Source organism: Agreia bicolorata, assembly GCF_000938265.1.
GTDB lineage: Bacteria > Actinomycetota > Actinomycetes > Actinomycetales > Microbacteriaceae > Agreia > Agreia bicolorata.
This window is the reverse complement of sequence record NZ_JYFC01000004.1, coordinates 123,860-139,977: the sequence shown is the minus strand read 5'-3', so window position 1 is coordinate 139,977 and position 16,118 is coordinate 123,860. Positions and strand designations below refer to the sequence as shown.

Sequence of the window (16,118 nt, the reverse complement as noted above, 5' to 3'; positions counted from 1 at the left end):
CGCGAAGTGCGGGCTGGAGACAGGCGTCGCGAGGGCGCCTGCACAGGAATAGGCTTGTCGATGGCTCGCCTCGCATCGCCGCGAGAGTCGCGGGCTGCGCGCCACCGGCACTTACGGAGAACCCCTTGACCGAATCCGCTCCCGTCGATCCCACGACCACCGACGCCTGGAAAAATCTCGCTGCGATCGCCGACGGTTTCTCGCCCGATCTTCGAGGATGGTTCGCGGATGACGCCGACCGCGCCGAACGCTACACCTTTCAAGCGGCAGACCTCACCGTCGACCTGTCCAAGGGACTCGTCACCGAGGAGATCCTGGCCAACCTCCTGCAGTTGGCGAAAGACGTCGACGTCTCGGGTCGCTACGCAGCCATGATCGCCGGCGACCACATCAACGTCACCGAAGACCGCGCCGTTCTACACACGGCCCTCCGCCGCCCCAAAGACGGCGAAGGCCTCGTACCGCCGAAAGGCTTCATCGTAGACGGGCAGGACGTCGATGCAGACGTGCACGCCACCCTCGACAAGGTGTACGCATTCGCCGACAAGGTGCGCTCGGGCGAGTGGACCGGAGTCACCGGCAAGCGCATCGAGACCGTGGTCAACATCGGCATCGGCGGCTCCGACCTCGGCCCCGTCATGGTCTACGAGGCGCTGAAGCCCTACGTGCAGCAGGGCATCGAGGCTCGATTCGTGTCGAACATCGACCCCAACGATGTCTACGAGAAGACGGTCGGCCTCGACCCGGAGACCACGCTCTTCATCGTCGCCTCCAAGACCTTCGGCACCCTCGAGACGCTCACGAACGCCCGACTCGCACGCGAGTGGCTGTGGGCCGAGCTGAGCGCCGCCGGCGTGCTCGACGACTCCGACGAGGCTCGCACGGGCGCCGTCGCCAAGCACTTCGTGGCCGTCTCGACCGCCCTCGACAAGGTCGAGGCTTTCGGTATCGACCCGGAGAACGCCTTCGGATTCTGGGACTGGGTGGGCGGCCGATACTCGGTCGACTCGGCCATCGGCACCTCCGTTGTGATCGCTATCGGCCCCGAGAACTGGCGCGAGTTCCTTGCCGGATTCCACGCTGTCGACGAGCACATGCGCACCGCTCCACTCGACTCCAATGTGCCCGTACTCATGGGCCTGCTCAACGTCTGGTACACGAACTTCCTCGGCGCCCAGAGCCACGCCGTGCTGCCCTATGCGCAGTACCTGCACCGCTTCGCCGCCTACCTGCAGCAGCTCACCATGGAATCGAACGGCAAGAGCGTTCGCTGGGACGGGTCGCCTGTCACCACCGACACCGGCGAGATCTTCTGGGGCGAGCCGGGCACCAACGGCCAGCACGCGTTCTATCAGCTCATCCACCAGGGCACGCGCCTCATTCCCGCCGATTTCATCGCGGTCGCCAACCCCGCGCATCCATTGAAAGACGCGACCGGCGATGGTGCGGGCGTCGAGCCCGGGCAAGATGTGCACACGCTGTTCATGGCCAATTTCTTCGCGCAGACGAAGGCGCTCGCCTTCGGCAAGACAGCCGACGAGGTGCGTGCGGAGGGCACGAAGGAGTCCGTCGTTCCCGCGCGCGAGTTCGCCGGAAACAAGCCGACGACCTCGATCCTCGCGCCCGCCCTCACGCCGAGCGTCGTGGGCCAGCTCATCGCCCTCTACGAGCACATCGTTTTCGTCGAGGGCACCATCTGGGGAATCGACTCGTTCGACCAGTGGGGTGTCGAGCTCGGCAAGCAGCTGGCCCTGCAGATCACGCCCGCGGTGGCCGGCGACGCGGCTGCCCTCGAGACCCAGGACTCGTCGAGCAAGTCGCTCATCGCGAAGTACCTGGAGCTGCGCAAGTGATGCTCAGCTAGAAACAAGGGAGGAACGACCATGGCCGGTCGCATCGAGATCGATCTCTTCAGCACGCTCGATGGAGTGATGCAGGCCCCGGGCGGGCCCGAAGAAGACCCGTCCGGCGGATTCAGCTTCGGCGGGTGGCAGGCGCCGATGAACGACGAGGCCGTGGGCATGCAGGTGTTCGAGGGCATCCGGCGTATGGATGCGCTTCTGCTGGGCCGGCGCACCTACGACATCTTCGCCGCGTACTGGCCGAACCAGCTCGCCGGCGACGGCGGGGTCGAGAACGAGATCGCGGCCGCGTTCGATGCCATCCCGAAGTACGTGGCCTCGCGCGGGGCACCGTCCCTTTCGTGGCGAGACTCCCACCTGCTCGGGCCCGACCTTTCGTCCGAGATCGAGACGCTGCGTGGGCGGCATCGCGAGATCCACGTGATCGGCAGCATCGATTTCGCACGGACCCTCGTGGCAGAAGGGCTTTTCGACCAGCTGAACCTGTGGGTCTATCCGATCGTGCTCGGCGCGGGCAAGCGTCTCTTCCCAGCCGACGGACCGGCCATGAGGCTCGAGCCCCTCTCGTCGTCGACGATCTCCGACGACGGAACGCTCCTCCTCCGGTACGGGCCGACGGGTGAGGTGCCCACGACCGGCGACATGACCTGAAGGAGTCGTAGGCTGAGATCATGAACCTCGATGACATTCCCATCACCACCACGACCGGTGAAGAGACCACCCTCGGCGCCTACGACGGCGTCAGGCTGATCGTCAACGTCGCCAGCCGCTGCGGCCTCGCACCGCAGTACGAGAAGCTCGAAACACTGCAGAAGACCTACGGAGACAAGGGCTTCACGGTGCTCGGCTTCCCCAGCAATCAGTTCCTTCAGGAGCTCTCCACCGACGAGGCGATCCAGGAGTACTGCTCGATGACCTGGGGAGTCACCTTCCCGATCTTCGAGAAGATCAGAGTAAACGGCCGCAACGCGCACCCGCTCTACAAGGAGCTCACCAAGACGCCCGACGTCGACGGCAAGAAGGGCCGCATCAGCTGGAACTTCGAGAAGTTCGTCGTGACCCCGGACGGCGCGGTGCACCGCTTCAGCCCGCGCACGGAGCCCGATGACCCCGCCATCATCGGACTGATCGAATCGTCGCTGCCCACCCCGTCGCAGTAGCGGCGGTGCGGAACGATCCATCGACCATCGCCCCGGAGCATCGCGCCGAGGCGCTGAAGGAACGCGTCTATGTCACCTTCACGAGCCTCGCGGTCGTGCTGGCCATGCAGTCGCATTCCGCAGAGCAGCTGAGCGCCGGCGAGGCGGCATCGACCCTGAGCATCACGGTGATCGGCACTCTGCTGGCGGTCTTCGTGGCCGACGTCGTCTCGCACCTGGCGGTGCACGCGACCGTGCCGACGGCGGCGGAGATCCGGCGCATGGCCGCGGTGAGCTTCGGGGCCTTTGCCACGGTCGTGCTCCCTCTCATCTTCATCGGGTTCGCCGCTCTCGATCGCTGGAGCGTCGATACGGCCCTTCGCGCATCCACCATCGCGCTCACGGTCTCGCTGATCGCTATCGGCTTCCTCGCCGTGCGCCGGGTCACACTCGCCTGGTGGCAGCGGCTGATCGTACTGGGAGCGGAGTTCGCCGTCGGCGCAGCAGTGGTGGGTCTCGAACTGCTGGCGCACGGCTGACCGCTCGTAAGCTTGATACATGGGCGGTCCCACGGAACCTCGTGACTCGCGACTGAGCGTCGCCCGATACCAGGTCGACAAACTGACTCCCGAGAGCGAGCGCGACGACGACGCGGTCGACTCAGGCCAACCGACCATGGAGCAGCGCGCGCAGATCGTCGAGATCTCGATCCAGCAAGCCATGCGACGGGGCGATTTCGACGATCTCCCGGGCGCAGGAAAGCCGTTGACCGGCTTGCAGAATGCTTACGACCCGAACTGGTGGATCAGGCAGAAGATCGAGCGCGAGCGCCTCACCGGGCTCGGCCCGCCCGCCCTCACGCTGCGCACGGAGGACTCGCAGCTCGACGAGAGGCTCGACGCCGCTCCGTCGGAGGACGCGGTTCGAAGCATGCTGAGCGACTTCAACGCGCGCATCATCGAGGCGCGTCGGCAGTTGCAGGGCGGGCCGCCCGTGGTCACGGCCCCGCGCGACGTCGACGCCGAGGTCGAGCGCTGGCGCGAGCGACGGGATGCGCGGCACCGGCAATATTCGAAGGCGCGGGAGCGTGAGGAGGCGACTTACAGGGCCATGGGATGGCGCGAGCGCCGCCGTGCGCGCCGCTCGGACTCGGGCCATCCGGAACCTTCACAGATCACACCATCTGAAACGATTTAGGCTGACCATAGCCATGGGCAGCACAGCGTGCAACCCCATTGCACCCGAGGCAACCGGCGAACGAGAGTAGTCGAATGAGAGAGCTTCACTATGGAGGCGGAACCCTTGTCGTCGGCCGCGAGGTCTGCACGGCGGTATTCGACTACGCCCTGGCATTGGCGCGCGTCGGGAGGTCTGACCTCATCACCGTACCGATCCTCGTGAATGGCCAGATCGACGAATCGAATATCTTGCTCGGTCCGACGACACAGATCTTCTGCACGCCCGCAACGCAGACTGCCGCTGGGCTCGACGATCTGTCGACGGTCAGCGAACTGCGCAACCGCATCGCGTCACTGCACCGACCCATCACCGCGATTTCTGACGACGCCACCGTCTACCCAGACTTCGAACTCGAATACTGACCTCACCCGCGCTACAGTTCTGGTCATGTCGTTCGAACCGCCCAGCACCGCTCTCGAGACGGGGCATCGCCCTGGCTGAGCAGACGCGCGGCGACCTCGCTCGCCTCGTCACGTTCAGTGACGCGGTCGTCGCGATCGCAGCGACGCTGCTTGTGCTGCCGCTCGCGGAGAACGCCACTCGAGGGGGCACACCGACTCTCGGCGAGATCTTCGCTGAAAGCGGCGGCCAGATTCTGCTGTTGCTCCTCGGGTTTCTGGTGATCTGCCGCTTCTGGCTCAATCACCACGACATCATGAGAAACCTCGTGACATTCGATTCGCCTCTGTTCTGGGCGAACGCGGTATGGATGGCGTCAATCGTTCTGCTGCCCTTCACGACCGGCCTGATCGGCACGTCGGACAGCAGTGATCCGGCCACAACCGGCCTCTACATCGGCAACATGCTCGTCACGTGTCTGGCCGCTTTGACGATGCAGTGGCACGTCACGCGCACCCCTTCTCTGCAGACTCCCGAGAGCAGGGGTACGGCGCGACTGACCGGTGGCGTCGTCGCGGCCATCGCGCTGACCGTCGCCCTGGTGATCGCCGTGCTCGTGCCCGCGATCGGGCCTTGGGCTCTTCTGCTTCTCGCCGTCGACGGACTGGTCACGAAAGCGCTGCGTCGCAGAACAGAAAAGCCGGGCTCACCACGAAAGACGCGATGAACCCGGCGAGGAATCTGCCGAGAATCAGTCGTTAGGCGACCGACTGCTCCCTGCGGGGAAGCTTCCATCCGGGCCGCACGTAGTGGCACGTGTAACCGTTGGGGTACTTCTCCAGGTAGTCCTGATGCTCCTCCTCGGCCTCCCAGAAGTCGCCTGCCGGCTCGACCTCGGTGACGACCTTCGCGGGCCAGAGACCGGATGCGTCGACATCGGCGATCGTGTCGAGCGCGACCTGCTTCTGCTCGTCGGATGTGTAGAAGATGGCCGAGCGGTAGCTCTCTCCCACATCATTTCCCTGCCGGTTCTTGGTCGACGGGTCGTGAATCTGGAAGAAGAACTCGAGCAGGTCTCGGTAGCTGATCTGCGAGGGATCGAACACGATCTCGAGTGCCTCGGCATGCGAGCCATGGTTGCGATAGGTCGCGTTCGGGGTGTCGCCTCCGGAGTATCCGGTGCGGGTCGAAATGACTCCCGGGCGCTTTCGGATCAGGTCCTGGACGCCCCAGAAGCATCCGCCGGCCAGAATGGCGGTTTCAGTGGTCGTGGTCATCGTGAGATCTCCTCGGTGCTCGTGGATGCGGTGCTTGTGGATGTTATGAACAGGCTGCGGTAATCACCGTAGCCCTCCTTTTCGAGGTCTGCCTCTGCGACGAAACGCAACGACGCGGAGTTGATGCAATAGCGCAGTCCCCCGGCCTCGACCGGGCCGTCATCGAAGACGTGGCCGAGGTGACTGTCGCCATGGGCCGAGCGCACCTCCGTGCGCACCATACCGAAGGCCTTGTCGGTCTTAACCACGATGTTCGCGGGGTCGATCGGAACGGTGAAGCTGGGCCAGCCCGACCGGCTGTCGTACTTGTCGGTCGAAGCGAACAGCGGCTCCCCCGACACCACGTCGACATACAGGCCGGCGTCTTTCTTGTCCCAGAACTCGTTCTGGAAGGCGGGCTCCGTTGCATCGTCTTGCGTTACACGGCGCTGCTGCCGGGTGAGGCGGGCGATCGCCTCGGGAGTCTTCTTGTACTGAGCTGACACTGTTGTCTCCTCGTATGTGCGCGGCTGGCTGCCGCGGTCATGAGGTAGAACCGGCGCACCCCGTCGGATGTTCCGCGGTCGGCAAACACTCAGGAATCGGCCGCCGCGATCTGCGCGGCACGGCGAAGACCGGGACTCTCGCTCTCTGACCAACGGGCGACGACCGATTCAGCGCGCGCACGATCCCGGTCTCCAAGCGAGAGAACGAGAGGGCGAATCACATCGCGCGCGAGCACGAAGGAGAGTTCGTCGACAGCACTCGATCGCAGGAAGCCCTCAAGCCTCGTGAGGTCGGACACGATGAGCACGTCGAGGCGGCTCTGAAGAAGGATGACAGCCGCGAGCCTCCGCTCGTATACGTCAGCCGCCCAGAGCAGCGAGCTCAGGGCGGTGATCTCGTCGTGCGTGAGTTCGGGAAATCGGCGCAGGGTGTCACGAAGACTCGCTCGGATCGCACCGACCGATGTGCCGTAGTAGCGGCCGCCGCCGCCGAAACGAGCGCGATGTTCCTCGGCGCGCTGCCACGACGACTCGTTCTGCAACGCCTCGTCAACGAGCTCGCAGGCTTCGACTATGCGCTGCGACGCCACTACTCGCTCTCGGCGACCAGGGTACTCATCACATCGAAGAACGCGTTGTAACCGATCACGGTCTGGTCGAGCTGGCCCTGATCGAAGCCCGGAGACTCCTGCTTCATGGACATCTCGGTACCGCCGGCGACCTCTGCAAGGTCGACCGTGATCACACCGCGCGCGTCAAGCGCGGGGTTGTCGGTGATCGTCAAAACGAGATGGGTCGGGGCGTCGACCTCGAGGTACTCGCCCACCCAGCTGATCGAGGTGTCGTCAGGCAGCTTCATGACTGCGTTCCACGAGCCTCCGGGGCGGACATCCATCGACAGGGTCTCGGCCGGCACATCGACACCGTCGGTGCCGAACCACACCGCGAATTTCTCGGGATCGGTCCATGCGTCGAAGACCGCTTGCGGCGTTGCTGCGAATGAACGGGTGATGCTGAGTTCTGCCATGGTGGTGCTCCTCGTCAGTGCTGATCTGAAGTGGACACTACCCGGTTCGCCCGAGCGGTGTCACTCGAAGATCGACCGGAGCACGACCTGGCGCGTTGCCTCATCGAGGTAGACCTCGCTCTGATAAGGGCTCGTCGAGAACAGGGCGTCGAGGTCAGCGCCGGACACCAGCTGGCCCTGCGGCAACGCACCGTCGAGACCGTCGACGAGCGTCGGAGATGATGTGGATACGACATCGCCCACGCTCTGACGAAGCCGATCGAATTCGTCTTGGGGCAGCAGCACGATGGCATCGATCCAGTACGTACTCGGCCCGGGAACTCCCGAGTCGCCGAGCGTGCCCGACATCCACGTTGCGGACTCCGCCTCGGCAAAGGGAGGGAATCGTTTCTGCAACGGCTCCAGGTCTGTTCGGAGTTCGCCTGTGCCGGAGCGGACAACAGCTTCTTCAGTGGACATCCGGGTCTCCGATGGGTCTCGAGGGCTGGGGTTCGATGTGCTCTGACATCCGACGATCGCCGTGCTGAATACAACGGCGAATGCGACGCTCAGAAGTGCTCTATCTCTCATCTGGTTCATCCTGCACCACCGTCGACGACGGATCTCCGATCGTCCACGTAATGGTGCGCGTTACGGAGCCTGAGCTGTCGAAGGGCTTGGCCCAGCCGATCTCAGTGAAACGACCGTTCTCGTCGTCTGACGCTCCAGACGCGATGTCATTCTGGCCCCGGTTGAAGTTGTAGTGATCCTCGGCGTGCACGGTTACCGTCATCGTCGCCTGGTTGCCGGATACAGACACATCAGCGCTACTCCACTGCTGGTATGCACCGATCGCTTTCTGCCAGTTCTCTGTCTCGGGATACTCGCCGCCAGACGGCGCACCAGTGAACGAGAAGTCTCCCTGGCCCGAGGCGATGAACTCCTCTGCGGCGGCCTGGCTCCGAGATATCTCCGCATCGACGTTGCGCGAGATCGCAGGATCCGACTGCGCTGCAGAATCGTAATCGAAGTGCCACGGGTCTCCGGTGTTCGACCAGTAGTGATCGTAGGCGTCGAGCGCATCGCCGAGATCCCACCTGGCCAGGCGGGCAGCTGCCATCATCGACTTCCACTTCGCCGCCGCGCCGAAATCGGAGAAGTTCGAATCTTTCGAGTCGTACTCGAAATCCTCGTCCCACGTGATGTCGGGCCGGCTCGGCGGCCCGATCGTGTAGGTGCCGTCGGCCGTCGTCGAACCCCCGGGGTCGGAAGCTGCGCCATCGAATGAGGCTGGTATCGCCTGCGTGGGAGTCGTGCCGGATCCCGAGGCGCCATCTGACGCGCTCGCCGAATCCTGCTCGTCTGCATTCCTGAGTACGGCTGCCGCCACTGCGGCAAGAATCGAACCCGCTCGCGCCAGATTCGGTCGGTGTTGACCGTGCCACGCAGCGACGAAGGTCGTGCCGTCCGGTCCGATCCATCGCGAGGCCGCGAGCTGTCCAGTCAGGTTCGATTGGATCCCGTCGAGCTGACGTGCACTCGCGTCGACGAGACGAGCGAACTCACGGAGCTCGCCGACATCGGCACCGAAAAAAGCAGACATCGACCACGCACCACCTCTGTTGACCGGGGCTCGAACCCTACGCTCGACCGTGCTCCAAGGGTATTCGGGTGGCTCGCCGAAGCATATGGGCACAACTCCCCATGCCCGGTCAGAGGTGCCGCTGCACCCCGATTGGGGCCGGCGCAGTGCGGTCTACCGAGGCCGGCTCGATCGGCGCATCCGTCTTCTCACTTCGAACGAACCCGATTCCGACGAGGATCAGCACGCCTCCGAGCAGCTGAGGCAGAGTCAGCTGCTCGCCCAGGAGGAGCCAGGCATAGAACGTGGCGGCGACGACTTCGAGCAGACCGACGAACGATGCGAGCCTCGAGCCGAGCATCTGGGTGGCGGTGATGCTCGCCGCATAGGCGATGCCAGTCGAGACGACCCCGACGAGCAACAGCGGGATCCACCAGGGCGCCGCGTTGCCGAAGAGAGCGACATCGCCGAATGTGACAGTGAATGGAACCAGCCCGGTGAGTCCAACGGCGCCGAGCGCGAGTCCACCGAGCAGAAGGCCGGCGGCCGCCAGGGCCACCGGGGGAAGGCCGTCGTCGGGCTGTGCCGCGACCACATAGTAGATGGCGCATCCGACCATGGCGGCGACGGCGAGCGCCAGTCCGAGCGCGTCGAGACTCGCCGTGCCGCCCGGCGACACGACCATCACCAGGCCGACGAGCGCAACGACAGAACCGACGAGAACGACGGCCTTGGGCATCCGGCGCGTGCGCGCCCACGCGAAGGCGACGAGCAGCAGCGGCGCCATGTACTCGATGAGAATGCCGGTCCCCACAGGGATGCGCTGGATCGCTGCGAAGTAGAGAAGCTGGGTTCCCGCGACGCCGATGAGGGCCATGGCGAGCACGCGACCCCGTGAGCGCCACAGTGCCGACCAGCGGCCGCGCAGCATCATGACGGCGACGGGAGCGAGCACGACGCCGCCCACGAGCGCGCGAGCGGTGACCGCGGCAGCGGGGCTCCAGCCTGACTCGAGCAACGGCTTCGCAAGGGCGCCGGAGCCTCCGAACGTTGCCGCGGCGATGACGGCGATGATCAGACCGGCTGAGGTCTGAGACCGTGGCATGGCATTCCCTTTCGAACCGCTGTTGATGCTTCGTAATCGAGACGCTAGTCTCAGAATGAGTAAGGAGTCAATTTGCATTTAGCCCCTGACACCGAAGACATCCTGGCGTTCATCGTGGCACTCGGCAACACGGTCACCTCCGCGTCTCGCAGCGGCACCGACGAGATCGCCACGCCGACCCAATTGACAGAGCTTCTCGACGCCCACGGCTTCACCGGGCGGTTCGACCGCGACGAGAGGGAACTCGCCGACGTTCACCGCGCGCGGACCCGACTGCGTTACGTCTGGAGCCTGGAGCGTGACGCGGCGGCCGACGAGGTCAACGAGATGCTCCGGCAGACGAGGGCACTCCCCCAGCTGGTGCGGCACGACGCCTTCGACTGGCACCTGCACGCGTCGGAGGACGACGAACCCCTGGCCGATCGCATCCTGAGCGAGGCGTCGCTGGCGTTCGTCGACGTGATCCGCACCGATGAGATGACGCGCCTGCGCTCGTGCGGGGCCCCCGACTGCGAGGGCATTTTCGCCGACCTGTCACGCAACGGTTCGAAAAGGTTCTGCAGCGTGCGCTGCGGCAATCGAGTGAACATGATCGCGTTCCGCGAGCGGGCAGCGGCAGGCAGCGCCTAGCCTTGTCGCATGGCCAGAACCGTCTCCACCAACACCACCGTCGACCGCGACGGAATGCTCGATTTCGTGCGCCCTCGACACCGGATGCTCGTCGCAACGACGCGCGCCGACGGCCGGCCCCAGATGTCGCCGGTTTCAGGAGGGGTCGACGATCTGGGTCGCATCGTCATCTCGACGTACCCCGGCCGGGCTAAGACCCGCAACGCCGAACGCAGATCGGCCGCATCGGTACTCGTGCTCTCCGACGACTGGAACGACGCGTGGATCCAAGTCGACGGCGACGCGGAGGTGCTGCACATGCCCGAGGCCGCCGATGCACTGGTCGACTACTACCGCAGTATCTCTGGAGAACACCCCGACTGGCAGGAGTACCGGGCCGCCATGGCCATCCAGAACAAGTCATTGCTGCGCATCACGCCCACGCGCTGGAGCCCGATCTCCACCGGAGGATTCCCGGCAGACGTCGCCGCGCGCCTCGACGGAGCCTGAGCTGGGCCGCCGCAGAGCACCAGCCGCCGCGAGGATCAGAAGACGCCGAGGTGCTCGAGCAGAATCCGCGCGCCGATGAGGATGAGGATGAGACCACCCGCGATCTCTGCCGGACGCCGGAACTTCAGGCCCGCCCGGTGCCCGATCACGATCCCCGCGAAGGTGAGCACGAACGTCGTCACTCCGATGAGCACGGCCGTCTCGGTGATCGAGATCGCAAGGAACGCGAACGATAGGCCTACCGCAAGCGCGTCGATGCTCGTGGCCACCGAGAGCACCAGGAGTTCTCTGATCTTCAGCCTGTCGTCGACCTCCTTGTCATCCGGGTTCGAGAAGGCCTCCCACAGCATCTTGCCGCCGATCAGCGCGAGTAGTACGAACGCGATCCAGTGGTCGATACCGGTGATGTACGACGCGAACTGCGTGCCCAGAAACCAGCCGATGACGGGCATGATCGCCTGAAACAGGCCGAAGGCCGTGGCAATGATGAGCGCGTTGCGCAGGTTGAAACGGCGCATGTGCAGGCCCTTGCCGAGGGCGACAGCGAATGCATCAGCCGAGACTCCGAGCGCGACGAAGAAGATAGACCAGAGGGCCATGCGATGTGTGACCTTTCACGACGAACGAACGATGTACTGCTCGCCGTTGAGGATTCAAGGATGCCAGCCGGCTTATCCGCCCACGGCCGAAAAGCCCGGATTCACGGCTTTTCGGGCCACCTAATCGACGGGCGCCGGTGCAGATGCGGGCGCTGGCGCATCGTCGTTCCACGTCTTGACGATGGCCCATCCGACGGCGGCGATCGGCACCGCGAGCACGGCCCCGGTGATGCCCCCGAGGATCGTTCCGGCGGTGAGGGCGACCAATATCACGAGGGGGTGCAGCTTCAGCGACTGCGCCATGACCACGGGTTGGAGGAAGTTGCCCTCGAGCTGATTGACGACCACGACGATGATGACCACGATCAGGGCGACCAGCGGCCCGTTCGCCACGAGAGCGACGAGGGCGGCCAGAATTCCTGCGGCGGTCGCACCCACGATCGGGATGAACGCGGTGACGAAGACGATCACGGCGAGCGGCAACGCCAGGGGAACGCCGAGGATCGCGAGGCCGATGCCGATTCCGGCTGCATCAACGAAGGCGATGATGGCCGTTCCCCGAACGTAGCCGCCGAGCACGCGCACCGCGGTGGCCCCGATCCGCACGCCGCGGGCCTTGCGGTGGCCGCGGAAGGGGCGCAGGAAGAATGCCCAGATAACGGGTCCGTCTTTGAGGAAGAAGAACAGGATCACGATGGCCAGCGCAGCACCCGTGGCCAGTTCACCGACGACGGACGCCCCGGCGAGCGCACCCGATCCGGCCTGACTGCTCGTCGCGAAGTCGATGAGCGCCTGCTTGACCGACTCGATCTGCGATGCATCGATCGGAATGGGGCCGGTGGTGATGAAGTCCTGCAGCTGATCGAGGCCATCCTTGGCCGATGACGCCAGAGTGTCCCACTGCCCGCGCACGGCGAAGACGATGAGGGTGATCAGGCCGCCGATCACCAGGATTCCGGCCAGCAGCGTGAGCCAGGTGGCCAGAATCGCCGACATGCCACGGTTCTTGAGGAACCCCATGATCGGAGACGCGGCCGCCGCGATGATGAGCGCGATCAGCACGGGAATCACCACGAGCTTGAGCTGCACAAGCGCGAACACGATGACGACGGCCAACGCCAGAACGATGATGATCTGGCCGCTGCGGATGGCCAGCGCACCCATCTTGTCAGTGAGCAGGGAACGCAGAGTCGGAGCGGCCGGGGGCTCGCCGGAGGGAACGGTCATACACCCACCATAGGGAAAGATCAGATCCGGTCACCCCCCTAGACTTGGCCAGTGTCGACCAGCCCACCTCCTCCGAACGGGGCGTCGGCCACCGCTGCGCGAGCAGGAGGCCGAGCGCTCGCTCTCGTCGGCATCGTTCTCGTCGCCGTCAACCTTCGCACCGCCGTGGCCGCGTTGTCACCGATCTTCACCCAGATCAGCGTCGACGTTCCCGTCGACAGCGTGGGCGTTGGCCTGCTGGGAACCCTTCCCCCTCTCTGTTTCGCCGTCTTCGGGCTGCTCGCCCCCGTTCTGAAGCGGCACCTGCGCCTCGAGACCCTGCTGATCGCGGCGTTGTGCGCCATCCTGATCGGTCACCTCGCCCGCGGTCTCGCGCCGAACTACGCCGTCCTCGCCCTGGCGAGCGTGCTCACCTTCGCCGGCATGGGCGTCGCGAACGTGGTGCTTCCACCCGTCGTCAAGAAATACTTTCCGGCGTCCATCGGCACGCTCACCTCGATGTACGTCACGATCATGGCGTTGTTCAGTCTGATCCCACCGCTCGTCGCCGTGCCCATCGCCGATTCGCTCGGATGGCGCGTCAGCGTCTCGATGTGGGCCGCGCTGGCCGCTGTGGCGATCATCCCCTGGCTCACGCTCTGGATGCGCGACCGCCGGGCGACTTCCGCGGCGGCGCGGGCGGCGACAGCGGCGGCCGCGCCCGCGGCATCCGAATCGCCTTTCGACGCCGAGCTGCTGCCGGAGGTCTCGCCGACCCTCGTCGGCCAAGTCTGGCGCTCGCGGTTGGCCTGGTCGATGGGCCTGCTGTTCGGCGCCACCAGCCTGAACGTGTACGCCGCATTCGCGTGGCTCCCCGAGATCCTCATCGACATCGCCGGGGTGTCGCCCGCGCAGGCCGGCATTCTGCTCTCGCTCTACGCGGGCATGGGCATCCCGTTCTCGCTTCTCGTGCCGATTCTCGCGAGCCGCATGCGTTCGGTGGCGCCGCTGATCGCGCTCGGATTCGTCTGCTTCGCGGCCGGCTATGCCGGGCTGCTGCTCGCCCCGGCGGCGCTTCCTTGGCTCTGGGTAGCTCTCGTCGGCGCCGGCCCACTGACGTTTCCGCTCGTACTCGTTCTGGTCGGACTCCGGAGTCGCACGCCCGAGGGAACCGTCGCGCTCAGCGGGTTCACCCAGGGCATCGGATATGCCCTCGGCGCGCTCGGCCCGCTGGTGGTCGGCGTGCTGCACGAGCTCTCCGGCGGCTGGACCGCGCCCCTCGCCTTTCTGCTGCTCACCCTCGCGGTCGTGGGCCTCGCGGGCAGAGTGGTCGCAAGGCCCCGAATGCTCGAGGACGACTGGCATCGCAGCTCGCCCAATCGCGCTGATTGAGTAGTCGCGCGAGGGGCGCGGTGGGTGCTAACGGCGCCGCGAGTGGCTCACGAAGCGGTAGCGGATGCCCGTGCGTGACTCGAGCCAGTCGGTCTCGTGAGCAACGGCCCACAGGGCCGGGTCGATCCTAGGCGCCCTCGTATCGCCCGCGATGTCGAGATCGACCTCGGTGATCTCGAGCCGGGATGCGCGCGCCAGCGACTGCGCATAGATGTCGCCGCCGCCGATCACCCAGACGGGAGCCGACGACTCGTCGCGAACCGACGCATCCAGAACCTCGTCGAGCGAATGCCCGACTTCGGCACCCGCGGCGGCGAAGTCGCGATCGCGGGTCACGACGACGTTGCGACGGCCGACCAGAGGCCGGAACCTCTCGGGGAGGGACTGCCAGGTGCGGCGCCCCATGACGACCGTGCCACCCAGAGTCAGCTCCTTGAAGTGCGCGAGGTCTTCGGGAACGTGCCAGGGGATCGTGCCACCGTCGCCGATGACTCCCCCGCGCGCCTCGGCCCAGATGAGCGCGATGCTCATACGGCGACAGGAGCCTTGATCGCGGGGTGGTGCACGTAGTCGACGATCTCGAAATCGTCGTAGCTGTAGTCGAAGATGCTGTCGGGAGTGCGCGTGACGCGCAGCGTGGGCAGCGCATAGGGCTCGCGGGTGAGCTGCTCGGTGACCTGCTCTCGATGGTTGTCGTAGATGTGGCAGTCGCCACCCGTCCAGATGAAGTCGCCCACCTCGAGGCCTGTCTGCTGAGCGACCATGTGGGTCAGCAGCGCGTAGCTCGCGATGTTGAACGGAACACCCAGGAAGAGGTCGGCGCTGCGCTGGTAGAGCTGGCATGACAGCTTGCCGTCGGCTACGTAGAACTGGAAGAGAGCGTGGCACGGGGCCAGGGCCATCTCGGGGATCTCGGCGACGTTCCATGCCGACACGATGATGCGCCGCGAGTCTGGGTCGGTCTTCAGCGTCTCGATGACCTGTGCGATCTGGTCGATATGGCCGCCCGACGGGGTGGGCCACGAACGCCACTGAACACCGTAGACGGGACCGAGCTCACCGTCGGCGTCTGCCCACTCGTCCCAGATAGTGACGCCGTTCTCGCGCAGCCAGCCCACATTGCTCTCGCCGCGCAGGAACCACAGCAGCTCGTAGGCGATGGACTTGAAGTGCACCCGCTTGGTGGTGATCAGCGGAAAGCCCTCGCTCAGGTCGAAGCGGAGCTGGGCGCCGAACACGCTCGTCGTACCGGTGCCCGTGCGATCGGACTTGATGGCCCCCGTCTCGAGGGTGTGGCGCAGCAGGTCTTCGTACGGAGTGTGATGTGTGGGCACCCTGCGAGCTTAATCCAACGGGCAGACGATCGGAACGAACTATCGTTGTCAACGATGATCACTCGACGAGAAGCCGCCCTCCGCCTTGACATCTCGATGGAGATGGCGCGCAAGCACGGCATGGCCGCGAAGATCTCCGAGACCGAGCTGGCGGAGATGAACGACAATCCGCCGCCGTGGCTGGCGCAATCGCGGGCGAATCGCACGGGCAAGAAAGCCGTATGGGTTCAGCTGAGATGCGACGTGTGCGGATTCGAGGAGTCTGTCAGGCCGAAGAAGTGGTGGCCCGAGTTCACCTATCTGACGTGCGACCACCACAGCATCGGCGACATTCCGTTGCCTGCCGATGGGCTCAAGCGCAGCGAACTCGACGGCATCGGCTCGCGATTCATCGCGATCATCGACGCCTGAACTTCCTCCGAGTTCCCTCCGTA

Annotated in this window: 22 protein-coding genes; 11 read left to right on the top strand and 11 right to left on the bottom strand. The window is 65.3% G+C overall.

The features are described from left to right. Nucleotides 1-125 precede the first annotated feature (125 nt). From pgi to TZ00_RS10825, 7 genes are all read left to right on the top strand, one after another. Nucleotides 126-1,853 (top strand): glucose-6-phosphate isomerase, encoded by a 1,728-nt coding sequence (gene pgi / locus TZ00_RS10855; RefSeq protein WP_044441683.1) that lies wholly within the window; start codon nt 126-128, stop codon nt 1,851-1,853. A gap of 30 nt (nt 1,854-1,883) precedes the next feature. Then, nucleotides 1,884-2,513 carry a dihydrofolate reductase family protein gene (locus TZ00_RS10850; protein WP_044441682.1) on the top strand — a complete coding sequence of 210 codons (630 nt, stop codon included), beginning with the start codon at nt 1,884-1,886 and terminating at the stop codon, nt 2,511-2,513. 20 nt (nt 2,514-2,533) lie between these two features. Beyond that, nucleotides 2,534-3,022: a glutathione peroxidase gene (locus TZ00_RS10845; RefSeq protein WP_044441680.1), complete on the top strand. Its 489-nt coding sequence runs from the start codon at nt 2,534-2,536 to the stop codon at nt 3,020-3,022. A 5-nt stretch (nt 3,023-3,027) separates the two neighbouring features. Beyond that, nucleotides 3,028-3,540 (top strand): hypothetical protein, encoded by a 513-nt coding sequence (locus TZ00_RS10840; RefSeq protein ID WP_044441679.1) that lies wholly within the window; start codon nt 3,028-3,030, stop codon nt 3,538-3,540. A 19-nt stretch (nt 3,541-3,559) separates the two neighbouring features. Further along, the gene (locus tag TZ00_RS10835; protein ID WP_044441678.1) at nt 3,560-4,198 is read left to right on the top strand and encodes a DnaJ family domain-containing protein; all 639 of its coding nucleotides are present in this window, start codon (nt 3,560-3,562) and stop codon (nt 4,196-4,198) included. 74 nt (nt 4,199-4,272) lie between these two features. Continuing rightward, nucleotides 4,273-4,602, top strand: coding sequence for a hypothetical protein (locus TZ00_RS10830; protein ID WP_044441677.1), 330 nt, complete (start codon nt 4,273-4,275; stop codon nt 4,600-4,602). Then, nucleotides 4,596-5,306 (top strand): TMEM175 family protein, encoded by a 711-nt coding sequence (locus TZ00_RS10825; RefSeq protein WP_084606053.1) that lies wholly within the window; start codon nt 4,596-4,598, stop codon nt 5,304-5,306. The genes TZ00_RS10830 and TZ00_RS10825 overlap by 7 nt, the downstream gene beginning before the upstream one ends. 31 nt (nt 5,307-5,337) lie before the next feature. On the opposite strand, the gene msrA is transcribed toward TZ00_RS10825, so the two are convergent. From msrA to TZ00_RS10785, 7 genes are all read right to left on the bottom strand, one after another. Beyond that, nucleotides 5,338-5,856, bottom strand: coding sequence for a peptide-methionine (S)-S-oxide reductase MsrA (gene msrA, locus TZ00_RS10820; RefSeq protein ID WP_044441675.1), 519 nt, complete (start codon nt 5,854-5,856; stop codon nt 5,338-5,340). Then, nucleotides 5,853-6,341: a peptide-methionine (R)-S-oxide reductase MsrB gene (gene msrB / locus TZ00_RS10815; RefSeq protein ID WP_044441672.1), complete on the bottom strand. Its 489-nt coding sequence runs from the start codon at nt 6,339-6,341 to the stop codon at nt 5,853-5,855. The genes msrA and msrB overlap by 4 nt, the downstream gene beginning before the upstream one ends. Before the next feature lie 89 nt (nt 6,342-6,430). Beyond that, a complete protein-coding gene (locus tag TZ00_RS10810; protein WP_238579659.1) occupies nt 6,431-6,931 on the bottom strand; it encodes a DNA alkylation repair protein in 501 nt (166 codons plus the stop codon). Beyond that, nucleotides 6,931-7,368, bottom strand: coding sequence for an SRPBCC family protein (locus TZ00_RS10805; RefSeq protein WP_044441670.1), 438 nt, complete (start codon nt 7,366-7,368; stop codon nt 6,931-6,933). The genes TZ00_RS10810 and TZ00_RS10805 overlap by 1 nt, the downstream gene beginning before the upstream one ends. Before the next feature lie 60 nt (nt 7,369-7,428). Beyond that, on the bottom strand, nt 7,429-7,827 hold the full coding sequence (locus TZ00_RS10800; protein ID WP_044441668.1) for a hypothetical protein: 399 nt from the start codon (nt 7,825-7,827) through the stop codon (nt 7,429-7,431). Nucleotides 7,828-7,927: 100 nt separating this feature from the next. Next, entirely contained in the window at nt 7,928-8,950 is a 1,023-nt protein-coding gene (locus TZ00_RS18910) for a hypothetical protein (RefSeq protein WP_052521489.1), read from the bottom strand. 109 nt (nt 8,951-9,059) lie between these two features. Further along, nucleotides 9,060-10,034 (bottom strand): DMT family transporter, encoded by a 975-nt coding sequence (locus tag TZ00_RS10785; RefSeq protein ID WP_044441666.1) that lies wholly within the window; start codon nt 10,032-10,034, stop codon nt 9,060-9,062. A 72-nt stretch (nt 10,035-10,106) separates the two neighbouring features. Between TZ00_RS10785 and TZ00_RS10780 the strand changes: the two genes are divergently transcribed. Together TZ00_RS10780 and TZ00_RS10775 are read left to right on the top strand one after the other, a co-directional pair. Next, nucleotides 10,107-10,664: a CGNR zinc finger domain-containing protein gene (locus TZ00_RS10780; RefSeq protein ID WP_152631167.1), complete on the top strand. Its 558-nt coding sequence runs from the start codon at nt 10,107-10,109 to the stop codon at nt 10,662-10,664. Nucleotides 10,665-10,673: 9 nt separating this feature from the next. Next, nucleotides 10,674-11,153: a PPOX class F420-dependent oxidoreductase gene (locus tag TZ00_RS10775; protein ID WP_044441664.1), complete on the top strand. Its 480-nt coding sequence runs from the start codon at nt 10,674-10,676 to the stop codon at nt 11,151-11,153. Between the two features lie 35 nt (nt 11,154-11,188). Here TZ00_RS10775 and TZ00_RS10770 read toward each other — a convergent pair whose 3' ends face one another. Continuing rightward, nucleotides 11,189-11,752, bottom strand: coding sequence for a manganese efflux pump MntP (locus TZ00_RS10770; RefSeq protein ID WP_044441662.1), 564 nt, complete (start codon nt 11,750-11,752; stop codon nt 11,189-11,191). Nucleotides 11,753-11,872: 120 nt separating this feature from the next. After that, the gene (locus tag TZ00_RS10765) at nt 11,873-12,979 is read right to left on the bottom strand and encodes an AI-2E family transporter (RefSeq protein WP_044441660.1); all 1,107 of its coding nucleotides are present in this window, start codon (nt 12,977-12,979) and stop codon (nt 11,873-11,875) included. Between the two features lie 51 nt (nt 12,980-13,030). Here TZ00_RS10765 and TZ00_RS10760 point away from each other — a divergent pair, with 51 nt between their 5' ends. Next, a complete protein-coding gene (locus tag TZ00_RS10760) occupies nt 13,031-14,350 on the top strand; it encodes an MFS transporter (protein WP_044441658.1) in 1,320 nt (439 codons plus the stop codon). 27 nt (nt 14,351-14,377) lie between these two features. On the opposite strand, the gene TZ00_RS10755 is transcribed toward TZ00_RS10760, so the two are convergent. Together TZ00_RS10755 and TZ00_RS10750 are read right to left on the bottom strand one after the other, a co-directional pair. Continuing rightward, complete coding sequence (locus tag TZ00_RS10755) at nt 14,378-14,881, bottom strand: dihydrofolate reductase (protein ID WP_044441655.1); 504 nt, start codon at nt 14,879-14,881, stop codon at nt 14,378-14,380. After that, nucleotides 14,878-15,684 (bottom strand): thymidylate synthase, encoded by an 807-nt coding sequence (locus TZ00_RS10750; RefSeq protein WP_044441653.1) that lies wholly within the window; start codon nt 15,682-15,684, stop codon nt 14,878-14,880. The genes TZ00_RS10755 and TZ00_RS10750 overlap by 4 nt, the downstream gene beginning before the upstream one ends. Before the next feature lie 54 nt (nt 15,685-15,738). Between TZ00_RS10750 and TZ00_RS10745 the strand changes: the two genes are divergently transcribed. Continuing rightward, on the top strand, nt 15,739-16,095 hold the full coding sequence (locus TZ00_RS10745) for a hypothetical protein (protein ID WP_044441651.1): 357 nt from the start codon (nt 15,739-15,741) through the stop codon (nt 16,093-16,095). Nucleotides 16,096-16,118: the final 23 nt, after the last annotated feature.

What these genes read in the sequence shown, in the direction of transcription:
- TZ00_RS10805 (WP_044441670.1), bottom strand. Translation starts at nt 7,368, where the DNA reads ATGGCAGAACTCAGCATCACCCGTTCATTCGCAGCAACGCCGCAAGCG.
- TZ00_RS10765 (WP_044441660.1), bottom strand. Translation starts at nt 12,979, where the DNA reads ATGACCGTTCCCTCCGGCGAGCCCCCGGCCGCTCCGACTCTGCGTTCC.
- TZ00_RS10785 (WP_044441666.1), bottom strand. Translation starts at nt 10,034, where the DNA reads ATGCCACGGTCTCAGACCTCAGCCGGTCTGATCATCGCCGTCATCGCC.
- TZ00_RS18910 (WP_052521489.1), bottom strand. Translation starts at nt 8,950, where the DNA reads ATGTCTGCTTTTTTCGGTGCCGATGTCGGCGAGCTCCGTGAGTTCGCT.
- TZ00_RS10745 (WP_044441651.1), top strand. Translation starts at nt 15,739, where the DNA reads ATGATCACTCGACGAGAAGCCGCCCTCCGCCTTGACATCTCGATGGAG.
- TZ00_RS10850 (WP_044441682.1), top strand. Translation starts at nt 1,884, where the DNA reads ATGGCCGGTCGCATCGAGATCGATCTCTTCAGCACGCTCGATGGAGTG.
- TZ00_RS10775 (WP_044441664.1), top strand. Translation starts at nt 10,674, where the DNA reads ATGGCCAGAACCGTCTCCACCAACACCACCGTCGACCGCGACGGAATG.
- TZ00_RS10770 (WP_044441662.1), bottom strand. Translation starts at nt 11,752, where the DNA reads ATGGCCCTCTGGTCTATCTTCTTCGTCGCGCTCGGAGTCTCGGCTGAT.
- TZ00_RS10845 (WP_044441680.1), top strand. Translation starts at nt 2,534, where the DNA reads ATGAACCTCGATGACATTCCCATCACCACCACGACCGGTGAAGAGACC.
- TZ00_RS10755 (WP_044441655.1), bottom strand. Translation starts at nt 14,881, where the DNA reads ATGAGCATCGCGCTCATCTGGGCCGAGGCGCGCGGGGGAGTCATCGGC.
- TZ00_RS10800 (WP_044441668.1), bottom strand. Translation starts at nt 7,827, where the DNA reads ATGTCCACTGAAGAAGCTGTTGTCCGCTCCGGCACAGGCGAACTCCGA.
- TZ00_RS10830 (WP_044441677.1), top strand. Translation starts at nt 4,273, where the DNA reads ATGAGAGAGCTTCACTATGGAGGCGGAACCCTTGTCGTCGGCCGCGAG.
- TZ00_RS10835 (WP_044441678.1), top strand. Translation starts at nt 3,560, where the DNA reads ATGGGCGGTCCCACGGAACCTCGTGACTCGCGACTGAGCGTCGCCCGA.
- msrA (WP_044441675.1), bottom strand. Translation starts at nt 5,856, where the DNA reads ATGACCACGACCACTGAAACCGCCATTCTGGCCGGCGGATGCTTCTGG.